This window comes from Mycobacterium sp. (genome assembly GCF_049608025.1).
Classification (GTDB): Bacteria; Actinomycetota; Actinomycetes; order Mycobacteriales; family Mycobacteriaceae; genus Mycobacterium.
The window spans coordinates 1-15,712 of sequence record NZ_JBMYXC010000066.1; the positions used below are offsets into that span (position 1 = coordinate 1).

The 15,712-nt window shown below is 65.5% G+C and carries 13 protein-coding genes; 7 read left to right on the plus strand and 6 right to left on the minus strand.

Annotation, left to right across the window (positions count from 1 at the left end; genetic code table 11):
• Positions 1-86: 86 nt before the first annotated feature.
• On the minus strand, positions 87-1,184 hold the full coding sequence (locus ACPGXI_RS16110) for a GGDEF domain-containing protein (RefSeq protein ID WP_526654693.1): 1,098 nt from the start codon (positions 1,182-1,184) through the stop codon (positions 87-89).
• 123 nt (positions 1,185-1,307) lie between these two features.
• Positions 1,308-2,177 (minus strand): MaoC/PaaZ C-terminal domain-containing protein, encoded by an 870-nt coding sequence (locus tag ACPGXI_RS16115; protein ID WP_526654695.1) that lies wholly within the window; start codon positions 2,175-2,177, stop codon positions 1,308-1,310.
• Between the two features lie 57 nt (positions 2,178-2,234).
• Between ACPGXI_RS16115 and ACPGXI_RS16120 the strand changes: the two genes are divergently transcribed.
• Positions 2,235-4,238, plus strand: coding sequence for an SDR family oxidoreductase (locus tag ACPGXI_RS16120; protein ID WP_526654713.1), 2,004 nt, complete (start codon positions 2,235-2,237; stop codon positions 4,236-4,238).
• Positions 4,235-5,284: a nucleoside hydrolase gene (locus ACPGXI_RS16125; protein WP_526654697.1), complete on the plus strand. Its 1,050-nt coding sequence runs from the start codon at positions 4,235-4,237 to the stop codon at positions 5,282-5,284. The genes ACPGXI_RS16120 and ACPGXI_RS16125 overlap by 4 nt, the downstream gene beginning before the upstream one ends.
• On the opposite strand, the gene ACPGXI_RS16130 is transcribed toward ACPGXI_RS16125, so the two are convergent.
• Entirely contained in the window at positions 5,275-6,843 is a 1,569-nt protein-coding gene (locus ACPGXI_RS16130; RefSeq protein WP_526654715.1) for a DNA polymerase Y family protein, read from the minus strand. The genes ACPGXI_RS16125 and ACPGXI_RS16130 overlap by 10 nt on opposite strands.
• 34 nt (positions 6,844-6,877) lie before the next feature.
• Complete coding sequence (gene imuA', locus ACPGXI_RS16135; RefSeq protein ID WP_526654699.1) at positions 6,878-7,681, minus strand: DnaE2-dependent mutagenesis accessory factor ImuA'; 804 nt, start codon at positions 7,679-7,681, stop codon at positions 6,878-6,880.
• Between the two features lie 265 nt (positions 7,682-7,946).
• Between imuA' and ACPGXI_RS16140 the strand changes: the two genes are divergently transcribed.
• From ACPGXI_RS16140 to ACPGXI_RS16160, 5 genes are read left to right on the plus strand one after another with little or no spacing between them, the layout of a single operon-like run.
• A complete protein-coding gene (locus tag ACPGXI_RS16140; RefSeq protein ID WP_526654701.1) occupies positions 7,947-8,078 on the plus strand; it encodes a hypothetical protein in 132 nt (43 codons plus the stop codon).
• A 4-nt stretch (positions 8,079-8,082) separates the two neighbouring features.
• Entirely contained in the window at positions 8,083-8,913 is an 831-nt protein-coding gene (locus ACPGXI_RS16145) for an SDR family NAD(P)-dependent oxidoreductase (RefSeq protein WP_526654703.1), read from the plus strand.
• A gap of 9 nt (positions 8,914-8,922) precedes the next feature.
• Complete coding sequence (locus ACPGXI_RS16150; protein WP_526654705.1) at positions 8,923-9,855, plus strand: ferritin-like domain-containing protein; 933 nt, start codon at positions 8,923-8,925, stop codon at positions 9,853-9,855.
• A gap of 1 nt (position 9,856) precedes the next feature.
• A complete protein-coding gene (locus ACPGXI_RS16155; RefSeq protein ID WP_526654717.1) occupies positions 9,857-11,383 on the plus strand; it encodes a flavin-containing monooxygenase in 1,527 nt (508 codons plus the stop codon).
• A gap of 1 nt (position 11,384) precedes the next feature.
• Complete coding sequence (locus ACPGXI_RS16160; RefSeq protein ID WP_526654707.1) at positions 11,385-12,299, plus strand: MerR family transcriptional regulator; 915 nt, start codon at positions 11,385-11,387, stop codon at positions 12,297-12,299.
• Positions 12,300-12,303: 4 nt separating this feature from the next.
• Here the strand turns inward: ACPGXI_RS16160 and guaA are convergent, their stop codons facing one another.
• On the minus strand, positions 12,304-13,875 hold the full coding sequence (gene guaA / locus ACPGXI_RS16165; RefSeq protein WP_526654709.1) for a glutamine-hydrolyzing GMP synthase: 1,572 nt from the start codon (positions 13,873-13,875) through the stop codon (positions 12,304-12,306).
• A 48-nt stretch (positions 13,876-13,923) separates the two neighbouring features.
• The gene (locus tag ACPGXI_RS16170; RefSeq protein WP_526654711.1) at positions 13,924-15,660 is read right to left on the minus strand and encodes an FAD-dependent oxidoreductase; all 1,737 of its coding nucleotides are present in this window, start codon (positions 15,658-15,660) and stop codon (positions 13,924-13,926) included.
• Positions 15,661-15,712 lie beyond the last annotated feature (52 nt).

The following is a 15,712-nucleotide window of genomic DNA, read 5'->3' on the forward strand; positions in this document are numbered from 1 at the left end:
AAGTGTCACCAATGTCCTGATGCAGAACTGTCACCGATGTCTTGGGAGATGACACTTAGTCGGTCTTGCTGTCATCTCCCAGGACGTCAGTCGGTCTTGTCCTCTGCCAGCATCGGCCGCAGCACGTATCGAACCTGGTCGCCGCCGGCAATCCGCGCCTGCTCGATCGCCGCGCCGGCGATCGCGATGAGCTTGTCGACTACCTCGTCGGGAGGCTCGGTGACCAGCGGTAACAGCTGCGTGGACACGACTCCGATGCTGGCCGTCAGCCGTTGTGGTGTGCTGGCGATCGCACCGCGAATCCGCTCCACCAGCGGCGAGGCATCGGCGGTGGTGAACGTGTCGGCGACCAGGAAATCGTCATCGGCGACGTGGGCGGCGACCGCGTTCTGCCGAACCGTATCGCGCAGCGCCTGCGACACCGCCACCCGCGCCCGGTCACCCGCCCGCGATCCCGACATCCCGAGTTGCACCGAGATGCTGTCGATGTTCACCGCGACCATGACCAGATACTGGTCCTGGCTGCGACTCCGCGACGCCAGCAAGTTGGCAGCGCGGCGGTAGAACGCCTCGCGATTCAACAGGCCGGTGAGTTGCTCCACGTCGCCGCGATCGCTGTCCGGTTGGATCAGCCTGATCATCCCCCAGCCGGCGAAGGCAACAAATACGTTGAGCAGGACTGTCATCCCCACCGCGCACACCGCCAGCGCCAGGTCCATCGGCGCCAAGCGCGCAAACAGCACCCCGACCACCACCGCGGTGACGGTCCAGGTCACCACCAGCAGCCGCGGGGCGTGGAAGAACACCACGAACGCCGTCAGCACAACAAAGTTCGCGGCACCCACGAACCCGATGACCGGGCTGGAGACGATGAGGGCGGAAACGCCGATGGCCAACGATCCGCCAATGGCGCAGATCAGTGACTGTGCCCGGGTGGGCCAATGGTGGCGCAACCACAACACAGACATCGCCAGACAACAGCCGAAGACGGCCCAGGCCGCGATCCGCGACGGCAGGCTATGAGGGCCTAGGAGGCTGGACATCAGCACAACGGGCGCCAGCCCGAGAGCCACGAAACACACCGCGACCAAACGGCAGGCCCGCGCCTGCATACTCCGCGCGCTGAGCAGCGCAGTGATCCAGTAGTAGTGGTCGGCTCGCCGCAGCGATGCGCCTATCGACACAGCGGGGGACCTCCGCAAACCATCAAACATTCGTCACCCCGGGTTCCCGAACAAGATCAACCGCCCGCACAACCGAAGCTACCAGCAGCGAAAACGATTTCACAGGGTGTGCTCGGCGCCACCTCACTCAGCGTGTTCGGCCACGCCGTCCTGGAGCACCAGACGAGCCTCCGAACCATCCGGATTCGCGGCCTCGGTGTGGAACACGGCCCGACCCGATTCCAGGCGCCAGATCGACGTCGTCAAAACGTCGCCAGGGAAGACCGGCGAAGTGAAGCGAGCCGAGATCGCCGTGATCTTCGCGGCGTCACCGCCGCCCAGCTCGGCGACCAGCGCCCGCCCGGCGACCCCATAGCTACACAGGCCGTGCAGGATCGGCCTGGGGAATCCCGCCAGCTCGCGGGCGAACCACGGGTCGCTGTGCAGCGGGTTGCGATCCCCGGACAACCGGTACAGAAGCGCCTGGTCCTCGCGGGTGGGCAGCGCTACCCGGGCATCGGGGTCCCGCTCGGGAATGTCCGGTGCCGCCGGACGCTGTCCAGGCTGTCCGCCGAAACCCCCCTCCCCGCGAATCACCACGGTGGTGGATGTTTCGGCGACTCGCTGACCCGTATCTGGGTCGCTGCCGGTGGCCTTGAACATCACGACCGCGTTCTTGCCCTCGCCCTTGTCCTGAATGTCGCTTACTTCGCACACGACACTGAGCCTGCCCGCCGGCGGTAGCGGCGCAAACACCCGAACGCCCTGGGATCCGTGCAGCAGTCGGCTGAAGTTGAAAGATCCGATCCTGGCGCCCGCGGCGAATGCCGAGCAACAGATCACCGCGTAAGTAGGCAGTACCTGCTGGTCGACGCCGTGACTGTTCTCGGTGGTGAATGCAAGATCGTTGGTGCCCGCCCCCACGCCCAGCGCATACAACAACGTGTCGCGGTCGGTCCACTCGAAGATCTGCGGTGGCGTCGTAGCGCCAATGGCGTTCGGATCGATCGGCATAGGACCAGAGAGTATCTGGTGTTGACCTTTGTCTGGCCAGGCGTGACCATGAACCCCATGCGCTATGTCGTTACCGGCGGTACCGGGTTTATTGGACAGCGTCTGATAGACCGCGTGTCAGCTCTCCCCGATACCTCCGCGGTACATGTGCTGGTGCGCCGGGAGTCACTCGCCAAGTTCGAGCAGATCGCCCAGCGCTGGGACGACCGCGTGCAGCCACTCGTCGGCGACGTGACCGCTCCCGATCTCGGCCTCACCGACGACGTCCTCGAAGCCCCCGACTTCCGGGTCGACCACGTCGTGCACTGCGCCGCGGTCTACGACATCGCCGCCTCGGCGGACCGGCAGCGCGCCGCCAACGTGGACGGCACCCGGGCTGTGATCGCGTTGGCGAGACAGCTGGACGCGACGTTGCATCATGTGTCCTCGATTGCGGTCGCCGGAACCTACCGTGGGGTCTTCACCGAAGACGACTTCGACGTCGGACAGGAACTTCCTACGCCCTACCACCAGACCAAGTTCGAGGCCGAACTGCTGGTGCGGTCCGCGACCGGGCTGCGGTACCGGATCTACCGGCCCGCCGTGGTGGTCGGCGACTCCAAGACCGGGGCGATGGACAAAGTCGACGGCCCCTACTATTTCTTCGGGATATTGTCCGCGTTCGCAATGCTTCCAAAGTTCACGCCGATGGTGCTGCCAGACACCGGACGCACGAACATCGTGCCGGTGGACTTCGTCGTTGAAGCCACCGTCAAACTCATGCACGCCGACGGGCGCGACGGCCAGACGTTCCACCTGACCGCACCCAAGACGATCGGGCTCCGGGGCATCTATCGCGCAATCGCCCCGGCGGCCGGGTTACCCCCCCTGGTCGGATCCCTGCCCCGCGCCGCGGCCGCCCCGTTCCTCCAGGTGACCGGGCGCGCAAAAATCCTGCGCAACATGGCAGCCACCCAACTCGGCATCCCCAGCGAAATTCTCGATGTCGTCGACCTCGCCCCGACGTTCACCTGCGAGCGCACCCAAGAGGCTCTACACGGCACCGGAATCGCGGTTCCGCAGTTCGCCTCCTACGCACCGCAGCTGTGGCGCTACTGGGCCGAGCACCTCGACCCCACCCGAGCCCGAAGGGATGGTCCCGACGGACCTCTGACGGGCAGGCAGGTGATCATCACCGGCGCTTCCAGCGGCATCGGCCGGGCCTCGGCGATCGCGGTAGCCGCCCGCGGTGCAACGGTTTTCGCGTTGGCACGCAACGGCGAAGCGCTCGACGGTCTGATCACCGAGATCCGCAAGGCCGGAGGCCAAGCCCACGCATTCACCTGCGACGTCACCGACTCGGCGGCCGTGGAGCACACCATCAAGGACATTCTGAGCAGCTTCGGACACGTCGACTACCTGGTCAACAATGCCGGACGGTCGATTCGGCGGTCGGTGATCGCATCCACCGACCGCCTGCACGACTACGAACGTGTGATGGCGGTCAACTACTTCGGCCCGGTCCGCATGGTGCTGGCACTGCTTCCGCACTGGCGCGAACGGCAGTTCGGCCACGTGGTCAACGTCTCCAGCGCCGGGGTCCAGGCCAGCAGTCCGAAGTACAGCGCCTACATTCCCAGCAAAGCCGCCCTAGATGCATTCGCTGAAGTCGTTGGTGCCGAGACACTTTCGGATCACATCACGTTCACCAATATTCACATGCCGCTGGTCGAGACGCCGATGATCGCACCCTCACGTAGGCTCAACCCGATGCCACCGATCTCGGCCGAACACGCAGCCGCCATGGTGGTGCGGGGCTTGGTGGAGAAGCCCGCACGCATCGACACACCGGTCGGAACGCTCTCCGATCTGGGCATGTACTTCACCCCGAAGCTGTCCCGTCGCGTGTTACACCAGTTGTATCTGGGCTACCCCGATTCGTCGGCGGCGCGCGGTGTCGCTGAGGACAGCCCACCGGCACCGGCGCGACCACCCAGACGTCCGGCGAGACCGAGGCCCGCACTTCGGGTTCCTCGCACGGTCAAGAGGGCGGTGCGATTGGTCCCGGGCGTGCACTGGTGACCGCGGCGCGGCATCCGATCTTCATCGACGTCGACACCGGCGTCGATGACGCTATGGCCCTGGTGTATCTGCTGGGCAGTCCCGAGGTCGAACTCGTCGGCATCGCCTCAACTGCGGGCAACGTTCCGGTGCGCCAAGTGTGCCAGAACAATCTTGCTCTGCTGGAGCTGTGCGGGACGACCGGCGTGCCGGTGTCGATGGGTTCGGAGAGTCCGCTCAGCGCTCCGCTGCGGACGGCGGAGGACACCCACGGGCCCCAAGGTCTCGGCTACGCCCGTCTACATGTGCCGAGTACAGACCTTGCCGCCTACGACGCCGCCGAGGCGTGGGTGCGGGCCGCCCATGCTCACCCCGGTGAGCTGATCGGGGTGGTGACCGGACCGCTGACCAACTTGGCACTGGCGCTGCGCGCCGACCCGTCTCTGCCCGGTCTGTTGAATCGGCTGGTGATCATGGGCGGCGCCTTCGGCTACCAGGGCAATACCACGCCGGTTGCCGAATGGAACGTCAGCGTCGATCCGGAATCGGTGGCAGAGGTGTTCGCGGCGTGGGACCGCCACGGGTCCGGGAATTCAAAGAATCTTCCGATCATGTTGGGGCTCAACCTCACCGAGAATGTCGCGATGACTCCTGATTCGTTGAGCCGGCTGGCACTGTCCGCCGGGTCCTCCTCAACCCCGATGACCGTGCACGACGATCGCGGCACCCTGTCGACGGCTTCCAATCCGCTGATCCGAGTCCTCGAGGACGCGATGAGGTTCTACTTCGAGTTTCACCACGACCAGGGTGAGGGCTATCTGGCCCACCTGCACGACCCGTTGGCCGCCGCGGTCGCACTGGACACCGAGTTGGTGCGCTACCGCGCGGCCCCGATCGATGTCGAGTTGACCGGCACGCTGACGCGCGGCATGACCATTGCCGACTGGAGTCGACGGTGGGGGCGAGAACCCAACGCGCTCATCGGTGTCGGCGTCGACCCTGCGGCGTTCTTCGACCGGTTCATTGCCCGCGTCGGGGCATTCGCCAAACGGCTCGATCAGTCGTAAACGCCCTCGAGGTACCACCGCCGCTGCCGGTAGCAGAGCAGCAGAGCCTGTACCGGACCCCGGGCCTGGTCACCGCCCAGCAGCACCTGCGCGCGGGCCGTGCGACCACTCCTCGCGTCCTCCCACCACCGTTCATCAACGGACCAGGGTCCAGCCCACCAGGACAACCGACCGGTGCGGCCGGGCGCGTCCAGCCGGAAAGGATCTGCGGAGAACAGCCCCCGCGCGGTGACCCGCACCGGGTTTCCCTCGGCATCGAACAGTTCGACCAGATCGTCGAGCAGCACGGTGGGCGCGGGATTGGGGAGCCGCCCCGGCCATGGATGATCTGGATTCTCCTGTGGCACAAGTTCATCCCCAAGCTGGGCGAGGGTGATGCATTCGGCCGGACCTCGTCCTCCGCTGAGCACCGGAACCTGCACGGCGTCTGGGCCGAGTAGCCCCTGTACCCGCACCAGCGCCCGCCGCGCGCGCAGTCTGTCCTCCTCGCCGACCCCACCCCAGAGCGGCAGTTGCAAGGCCTCGGCCGACACCACCTCCACCGGGCGCAGTCGCAGAACGGTGATCGGCGCGCCAGGGCGTCCGTTCCCTTCCCCCGCAGACCGCCGTATCTCTGTGCGGCGATTCAGCCAGCCGTCTAGCTGCCAGCGCACCCGATCGGCGGTGGCATCGGCGGTCAGCGGTTCGGCGCATCGCCAGACACGCTCTAGCTCTTGACCATTGGCGGTTATAGCCTGAATGGCCAGCCTGGTGCATCCCACTCCCGCAGCCTCTAGGGTGCGATGCAGCTCACTGGCTAGTGAGCGTCCGGCGAACGCTGCCGCGTCCACCCGATCGATGGGCGGATCACAGTTCATCACTGCGTCAAGCTCACCTTCGGGCTCGCTCCCCGACGGACCACGCGTGGGTTCACCGCGAGCAAGGCGGTGTGCGGCTATCGCATCAGCTCCGAAACGGGAGGCCACGTCGCTTCGGGGAAGGTCGGCGAACTGCCCGATTCTTCGGACCCCCATACGCCACAACAGATCTGTCAGCTCCTCACGACTGGCGGGTGCCAGGCTCGGTTCTGCGGCCAGCTGCCGGATCGACATATCGGAAAGAAACAGCGCATCCTCGCCGGGAATGATGATCCTGCCCACCCGCGCCGCGAAGACCGCGGTGGGTAACTGATCGGCGACGCCTACCTGGCATTCGGCACCGGCCGCGGCCACCGCGTCGACCAGCCGTTCAGCCGCGGCCTGCTCGGATCCGAAATACCGGGCCGCACCGCGAACCGACAACACCAATAGCCCGGGACGCAGCACCTCAGCACGTGGCACCAGGTCGTCCACCGCGGCCGTGACATGCTCGAAGTGCCGGGCATCGCGGGCAAGGTCTGCGGTGACTACCCGCAATTCCGGGCATCTGGCCTGTGACTCGCGACGGCGCAGCCCTCGGCGCACACCCGCTGCACGCGCTGCCGCAGAACACGCGATGACCCGGTTGGCCAGGGTGACCGCGATCGGCACTGTCGAGGGCAGTCCGGCAGCTGCCGCCGCGGCGACGGCAGGCCAGTCCATGCACCAGAGCGCCAATACTCTGGAAGCAACCACCTCATCCGCCTAGGGCACGGGCCGGGCCAACCGAGCGTCCCAGAGCACACATGGCCAGCCGCACCCGGCTGATCCGCCCACATCCCGGCGTGGGAGCTCCGCGGCCGGCGCCGACGATCTCGTATCCGCTGACGTGCGCATCCAGTCGGGCGGAGGCTCCCTGCCAGTTCCCATCAGTGACGAGCAGCGTGCACCCCCGCTGCCGGGCGCGTGCCACCACAGCCCTGGCGCGGGTCGCCGAAACCGACCGGCCCCCCAGCCCGAGAACCACCAGGTCCATCCCGTCCAACAGGACCGCGGCCACCTCGACCGGGTCGGCTCCCGGTTCCGGAATGACCGCGACCCTGCTCAGGTCTGCTCCCATCTCCACCGCGGCGAGCAATCCGATATCGGGCTGGCCGATGATCGCGGCATGACCACCCTGCGCCGTCACCGCCGCGACCATGCTCAGCTCCAGCGATCGGGCGCCCGAAAGCACCGCCACGGTTCCGCGGGGTAGCGCGCCGGGCAGTAGCTCGGACAACGAATCGGGCAACGGCAGCAAAGAATCAGGACCAGTTGAGAGCTCTGGACCGGGCGCCGCCGCCGGGGCGGCTCCGCCCCCGAATGTCGCCGCCGGGGCGGCTCCGCCCCCGAATGTCGCCGCCGGGGCGGCTCCGCCCCCTTTCCCTGCCATCTTCTCGGACACCGAGGCCATCTGCCTGCGCAGCTGCTCTACCCGTTCAGCGCGGTTCGACGCACCCCTTTGAGCACTGCGGGCACTGCGGGCACTGTCGGCGCCTACCGCGTCGACTGCCAATGTCACAGCAGCACCTCCCGCACAACCCGCCTGATCCGCAACGTTCTTATCGCTGTATTCGAATGTATGTTCGATTCATAGTAAACACCCCGCCCCCGACAGCGTCAACAGAATTTCCTTCGTTGAAGCCGTGCCGACGAGGCGAGGGCGCGAGTGTGCGCCGTCGGCACAGCATGGGCCCGCGCCGGCCAAAGAGCGTGGCCTCGGCCAAACATGACGCCCGCAAATGGTGTCATTGACAAATGTCACCATTTGGTGCTGTACTTCAAACGTGCCCGATGGTGAGCAGGCGTGCTCCTCGCCGAATCGTGGCTCGCCGCGATCCTGCATCTCCGTGCTGCCCAAGATCGCGGCGTCCATCCCGAATGCGTTGCGCGCCCACGGCATCAAGCAGCTGGGCTGACTTCATGGGCCTTTTCGGACCGAAACGCAGCCACCACGCCGACGCGGTGATTACCGGCGCCGGCAGCGGGATCGGTGCCGCGTTCGCCGTCGAACTGGCCCGCCGCGGCGGACGCGTCGTGTGCAGCGACATCGACGAGGGCGCAGCACGACAGACCGCCGAGAAAATCGTCACCGACGGGGACGGGCAGGCTCTGGCATTGCGCTGCGATGTCACCGACGTCGATGAGGTGCGCCTGCTCGCCAAGGAAGCACAATGCTGGTTCGAGCGACCACCGACGTTAGTGATCAACAACGCGGGTGTGGGCGCCGGCGGATCCATGATCGGCGACACCGATCTCGCCGATTGGGCCTGGGTGCTGAACATCAACCTTTGGGGTCCAATCCACGGCTGCCATGTCTTCGCCCCGATCCTGCGCGACGCAGGCCGACCGGCCGGCATCATCAACGTCGCCTCCGCGGCCGCGTTCGGCGCTGTCCCTGGCATGGCCGCTTACAACGCCAGCAAGGCGGGCACTCTCTCCATTTCGGAGACCCTTGCCGCCGAACTCGCCGGCACCGGAGTCAATGTGACGGTGTTGTGCCCGACCTTCGTCAAGACCAATATCGTTGACTCAGGAAGAATCTCGGCAAGCTCCACCCAAATCGCCGACCACCTGATGCGCTGGACGGGCTTCTCCCCACAACGCATAGCCCAGATGTGCCTCGACACCAACGACCGCGGCGGCCTGTACTGCATGCCGCAGCCTGACGCCCGGATCATCTGGAGCATAAAGCGTTTCACCCCGACAGTGTTCACCAAAGCTGTCGGTCTAACCACCCGCGTGACCCGCTAGGGAGGAATCATGGCCCCGAAGTCGAAGCTCGACATGGATGCGATGCTGGCGAAGATCAAGGATCGCCAATGGGCATTGGCCGACATCGACTGGACCGCCCCGGGTGCCGAGACCATCACCGATGAGATGCGGCCGAAGCTGAAATCTTTCATGGCCGACCTGTGCTGGATCGAGAACATCGGTGCGCGGGGTTTTGCCGCACTGGCCAAGAAGGCCCCCACCCCGACGATCGCCGAGATCTACCGGTACTTCCACGCCGAGGAGCAACGGCACGCCAATGCCGAACTGGCACTGATGAAGCGCTGGGGCATGCTCGATGACGGCGAGATGCCCGAGCCCAACCTCAACATCCGACTGGCAATCGACTGGCTCGACACCTACGCCGACGACATGTCGCTGTCGATCCTGGGCACGGTCATCCCCATGCTCGAGGTCGCCCTGGACGGGGCGTTGCTGAAGTTCCTCCTCGAGGAGGTACACGACCCGGTCTGTCACCAGGTATTCGAGAAGATAAACAACGACGAATCCCGGCATATTGCAGTTGATTTCGCAGTTCTCGACATGATCGGCCAGGCTGACGCGCGCCGACTCCTAGTGCAATTCGTCGGCAACGTCGCGTCTCCGGGCGTCATCATCGGCGCGATCATGTATGTACCCCTGCTCAATCGGATGCGAAACAACATTGTCGGCATGGGTCTGCAGCCTGAGAAGTTGTACAACGCCATGAAACGGTTCAAGACTCTCGGCGAACGCAGTGAAAATGCTTGGCGGGTACCGACATACCAGATTCTCAAACTGCACTCACGCATGGTGGTCAAACCCGACAACCCGTACCACTGGCTGGCCAACCCGATGGTCTGGGCGTCAGATTACTATCCCAAGAAGTTGCTGAGGCCCATCCCCAGCTGGTTCAAGGAGATCACCCATGACCCGGCGGCCTGACATGACCCCTGTCCATGTCCACGACACCCTCATCATCGGTGCCGGGTTCACCGGCTTGGGCGCCGCGATCAAGCTGCGGAACGCTGGCGTCGATGACATCGTGCTGGTCGAACGCGCCAAACGGGTCGGCGGCACCTGGCGCGACAATGTCTACCCCGGCGTGGCATGCGACATCCCGTCACTGCTGTATTCGTTCTCTTTCGCCAAGAACCCGTCGTGGTCCCGCGCCTACCCCACCGGCAGCGAGATCTGTCAGCACATCGAGGAGATGACCGACCAGTTCGGGCTGCGCCCGCTCATTCGGTTCGACACCGAGATCACCGGTTTGTCCTTCGACGAGTCCGCAGGTGTCTGGACAGCGACAACACAGCAGCGCAAAGCATTTCGGGCGCGCACAGTGGTGCTGGCTGCCGGACCGCTGGCAGATCACGTACTGCCCGACATCCGCGGTATCGACACCTACCGGGGCCACAAGATTCACAGCGCGGCGTGGGACGAGGACTACGACTACACCGGCAAGCGAGTCGCGGTGATCGGCACTGGGGCAAGCGCCGTGCAGATCGTGCCCGAACTGGTCAAGACCGCCCAGTTCGTCAAAGTATTCCAGCGCACCCCGGGGTGGGTACTGCCCCGCCTGGACGCGCGAGTGCCCGACGCCGTGCAAGCACTGTTCGCGGCGGTGCCTGCAACCCAGGAGCTCGCCCGGCAGGCGCTCTACTGGGGACATGAGGCCAGCGCGGCGGCGTTGGTTTGGAATACACCGATGAGCCGGCTCGTCGCCCGATTGGGCCGAGCGCACCTGCGCCGCCAGGTCAAAGACCGGTGGCTGCGCCGCCAGCTCACCCCGGAGTTCACGCCGGGCTGCAAGCGGATGCTGGTGTCCAGCGACTACTACCCTGCCCTGCAGCGCGACAACTGCAAGCTGATCGACTGGCCAATCGCCACCTTGAGCCCGGTCGGCATCCGCACCAGCGACGGCATCGAGCATCACCTGGACGCGATCGTGTTCGCCACTGGCTACGACGTGCACCTGTCCGGCCCACCATTCCCCGTGACGGGTCTCGGCGGCCGATCTCTACAGCAAGAGTGGGCCGGTCACGCCCAGGCGTACAAGAGCGCCAGCGCGCACGGCTACCCAAACCTGTTCTTCATGACCGGGCCCAACTCCGGCCCCGGCCACAATTCCCTGCTCGTCTATGTCGAGGGACAGCTGGATTATGCCGTGACCGGGATCACGACGATCCTGAACAACGACCTGCGCTATCTCGACGTCCGAGCCGACGCGCAACACCGCTACAACCTCGGAATCCAGAAGCGCCTGAACACCACCACATGGATGTCGGGCTGCAACAGCTGGTATCTGACCGCAGATGGCTTCAACGCGTCGATGTACCCGGGGTTCGCCACGCAGTATCTTCGGCAGATGCGAAAGTTTCAGATCGAGGACTACATCGCGAAAGCGAGGAGCCAATCTGGTGGGGACGAGTCGCGTGCGGTCGGCACCGGCGTTGCCACCTCGACGGCCTGACATGCCACCGGCCAGGGATCCCGCCGCGCCGGCTAGGCCGCAGACGGGCCCGATCCCGACCATCCTGCGCCGGATCCGCCGAGGGTCGCGAGATGTGATCGAGAACGCGGTCTCGCAACTGTTCGACGCGGCCGTACAGCCCCACGGTGTCGCCCAATCCGGCGAGTACCGACTCGACGAGCTGGCTCGGTTGGCGGGCACCACCACGCGCAACATCAGGGTCTACCGCGACCGTGGCCTGCTCCACCCACCACTGCGGGTCGGCCGCATCGTTCTGTTCAATGACACCCACCTGACGCGGCTGCGGCTCATCACCTCGATGCTGGATCGCGGCTACACCATCGCCCACGTGCACGAGATGCTCTCGGGGTGGGAGCAGGGCAAGAACCTCGGCGACATGCTCGGTCTGGAGTCGGCAATCTCCGGTAACTGGGCGACGGAGAAGCCGCAACGAATGTCTGTCGCCGAAGCCAAGCAGCTGGTGGACGACCAGCCCGGGTTTGACCGCCTGGTCGGGCTGGGCATCATCCGCCTCGAGGATGGCGCCGCCGGTGGAGAAGCCCTCGTCGTGCGTCCGAAACTGATCGCGGCGTTCAACGAGCTCCGCCAATACGGCGTTGCCACTGACAAACTCATCGATCTGCACGAACAGATCGCACCCCTGCTCGATCAGATCAGCGCGATCCTGGTGCAGGCGGGCGTCGAGGAGGTCGTCGACAAGGTCAACCCGGGCGCGGCAATGCCGGATGACGTGGAAGTGGCCGAACTGATCACCACGTTGGTGCGATTTCGCACCCAGGCAGTGCAGGCGGTGGCCGCCACCCTGGCGTTCTCGATCGAGTCGACGATCGAAACGGTGGTGGCCCAGCTGCTCGGCGATCTCGTGGAGAAGAAAGCCGACACCGGCGGCGAATAGCCTCTCACTCCCACTCGATGGTGCCCGGCGGCTTGCTCGTGACGTCCAACACCACCCGGTTCACCTGAGGCACCTCGTTGGTGATTCGCGTCGAAATCCGTTCCAGCACTTCGTAGGGCACCCTCGTCCAGTCGGCCGTCATCGCGTCTTCGCTGGAAACCGGACGCAGCACTATCGGGTGCCCGTAGGTGCGGCCGTCACCTTGCACGCCAACCGAACGCACATCGGCCAGCAACACAACCGGGCATTGCCAGATCTGGTGGTCCAAACCGGCCGACGTCAGCTCTTCACGCGCGATGGCGTCGGCCCGCCGTAGCGTATCGAGGCGATCAGAGGTGACCTCGCCAACGATCCGGATACCCAGACCGGGGCCGGGGAATGGTTGGCGCGCAACGATTTCTTCCGGTAAACCCAATTCCCGTCCGACCGCGCGCACCTCATCCTTGAACAGCAGACGCAAGGGCTCGACGAGCTTGAACTTCAGGTCACCGGGTAACCCGCCGACGTTGTGGTGGCTCTTGATATTAGCCGCGCCGGTTCCACCTCCGGACTCCACCACGTCGGGATAAAGCGTTCCCTGGACCAGGAACTCGACATCCGTGGAGGCACTGTCCCGGTCGTTCTGCAGCGCATCTCGCACCGCACCCTCGAATGCCCTGATGAACTCGCGCCCGATGATCTTACGCTTTCCCTCGGGGTTGGTGACACCGGCAAGCGCCTCGAGGAACCGGTCGGACACGTCGACGGTGACCAGGTTGGCGCCAGTCGCGGCGACGAAATCGCTTTGCACCTGCGCCCGCTCACCCGCGCGCAGCAGCCCGTGATCAACGAACACACACGTCAACCGATCACCGATGGCCCGCTGGACCAGCGCGGCGGCAACCGCCGAGTCGACGCCCCCCGAGAGCCCGCAGATCGCGCGTCCCGCACCGATCTGCGCGTGCACCTGCTCGACGAGAGCGTCGGCGATGTTCGCCGGAGTCCACGTGGCGTCGATACCCGCGAACTCGTGGAGGAACCGGCTCAGCACCTGCTGACCGTGCGGGGTGTGCATCACCTCGGGGTGATACTGCACCCCCGCCAGCCGACGCGCCCGATTCTCGAACGCCGCCACCGGAGCTCCGGAGCTGGTCGCGACCACTTCGAAGCCGGTTGGCGCGGCGGTCACCGCGTCGCCGTGACTCATCCACACCGGCTGCATGTCGGGGAGGCCGGAATGCAGTTGTCCGCCAGTGACTTTCAACTCAGTACGGCCATATTCCCTGGTTCCGGTGCGGGCTACCGTGCCGCCGAGCGCCTCCGCCATGGCCTGGAATCCGTAGCAGATGCCGAACACCGGAACATCCAGACCGAAAAGTGCGGGATCGAGTTTCGGAGCTCCGTCGGCGTAGACGCTGGCCGGCCCCCCGGACAACACGACGGCGCGGGGATTGCGGGCCTTGATCTCGTCAACACTGGCCGTGTGCGGGATGACCTCTGAATACACCCGCGCCTCGCGGACCCGCCGCGCGATCAGCTGCGCGTACTGCGCGCCGAAGTCGACGACCAAGACCGGACGGGGGGCTGCGGATTCCACCTGGCCAGTCTAGTGGGGGGTGTTGCTGCGGCCGGCCGGCGGCGGGGCCTACCCGGCCGAGCCGACCGGCTCGATCGGGATTCTGCGCAGCGCGGCCGGCGCCTCGGCGGGCACGGCTGGATGCGCCGGGGCGATGGGCGAGATCCGCTGATAGGGCTCGCCCTGCGCCGGACGCAGGTCTTCCTCGCCTTTGTTCGGCCATAACGCCGCCGCCCGCTCAGCCTGCGCGGTGATCGAAAGCGACGGGTTTACACCGAGGTTGGCCGAGACCGCCGCGCCGTCCATCACCGACAGCGTGGGATAGCCATGCACCCGCTGATACGGATCGATGACCCCGTGCTCGGCACTGTCACCGATCGCCGCGCCACCCAGGAAGTGCGCAGTGAGCGGGATGTTGAACAATTCACCCCAGGTGCCACCGGCAACGCCGTTGATCTTCTCGGCAATCCGCCGCGTGACTTCGTTGCCTGCCGGAATCCACGTCGGGTTCGGTTCCCCGTGCCCCTGCTTGCTGTCCAACATCCGGAAGCCGAACTTGGTCTTGCGGGTGAACGTGGTGATCGAGTTGTTCAAATGCTGCATGACCAGCGCGATCACGGTGCGCTCACTCCACCGACTCGGGTTGAGCATCCGCAGCATGCCCTTCGGGTCGGACTTGGCAATTCGAAACAGTTGCTGCCAGCGCGGGACGTCGGTGCCCTGTGGTCCGCCGCCGTCGGTCATCAGCGTCTGTAACAACCCCATCGCATTGGAGCCCCTGCCGTAGCGGACCGGTTCGACGTGTGTATCGGCGGTCGGGTGGATCGATGACGTGATGGCCACCCCGTGCGTCAGGTCCAGATCGTCGCCGACCTTGAGGCGCGCCGCCCCGACAATGGACTCTGAGTTGGTCCGGGTCAGCAGGCCGAGTCGATCGGACAACTGCGGTAGCTTGCCCTGGTCTCGCATCTTGAACAGCAGCTTCTGCGTGCCGTAGGTTCCTGCCGCAAGGATGACGTGGCGCGCCGTGAATGTCTTGCGCCGTCGGCGCAGTTTGCTGCCGGTGCGCGCCGTGTGCACCTCCCACAGCCCGTCGGCGCGCTGCTCGAACTCCTTGACCATGGTGAGCGGGTGCACCTGGGCTCCGGCGGATTCGGCCAGCCCGAGGTAGTTCTTCACGAGAGTGTTCTTGGCACCGTATCGGCACCCCGTCATGCAGGAACCGCACTCGATGCAGCCAGTGCGACTGGGTCCGGCGCCGCCAAAGTATGGATCCGGTACGCACTTGCCAGGCACCTTTTCGCCGTCGGCGCCGAAAAACACCCCGACCGGCGTGGCGACGAAAGTGTCACCGACGCCCATGTCGTCGGCGACCTCCTTCATGATCCGGTCAGCATCGGTGAAGGTCGGGTTGGTGACGACCCCCAGCATCCGCTGCGCTTGGTCGTAGTGCGGCATGAGTTCTTCGCGCCAGTCGGTGATGCCCTGCCACTGCGGGTCGTTGAAGAACTCCTCCGGCGGGACGTACAACGTGTTGGCGTAGTTCAGCGATCCGCCGCCGACGCCCGCACCGGCGAGGATCATGACGTTGCGCAATAGGTGAATGCGCTGGATGCCGTACATGCCGAACTGGGGCGCCCAGAGGAACTTGCGCAGGTTCCAGGATGTCTTGGCGAAGTCCGCGTCGGCGAACCGGCGACCTGCTTCCAGCACGCCGACCCGGTAGCCCTTCTCGGTTAGCCGCAGCGCGCTGACGCTGCCGCCGAACCCCGAACCGATGATGAGGACGTCATAGTCAGGCTTCATCAACACAGTATGAACTTACCCATCGGTAACAGCTAGATAGTCGACCCTTACT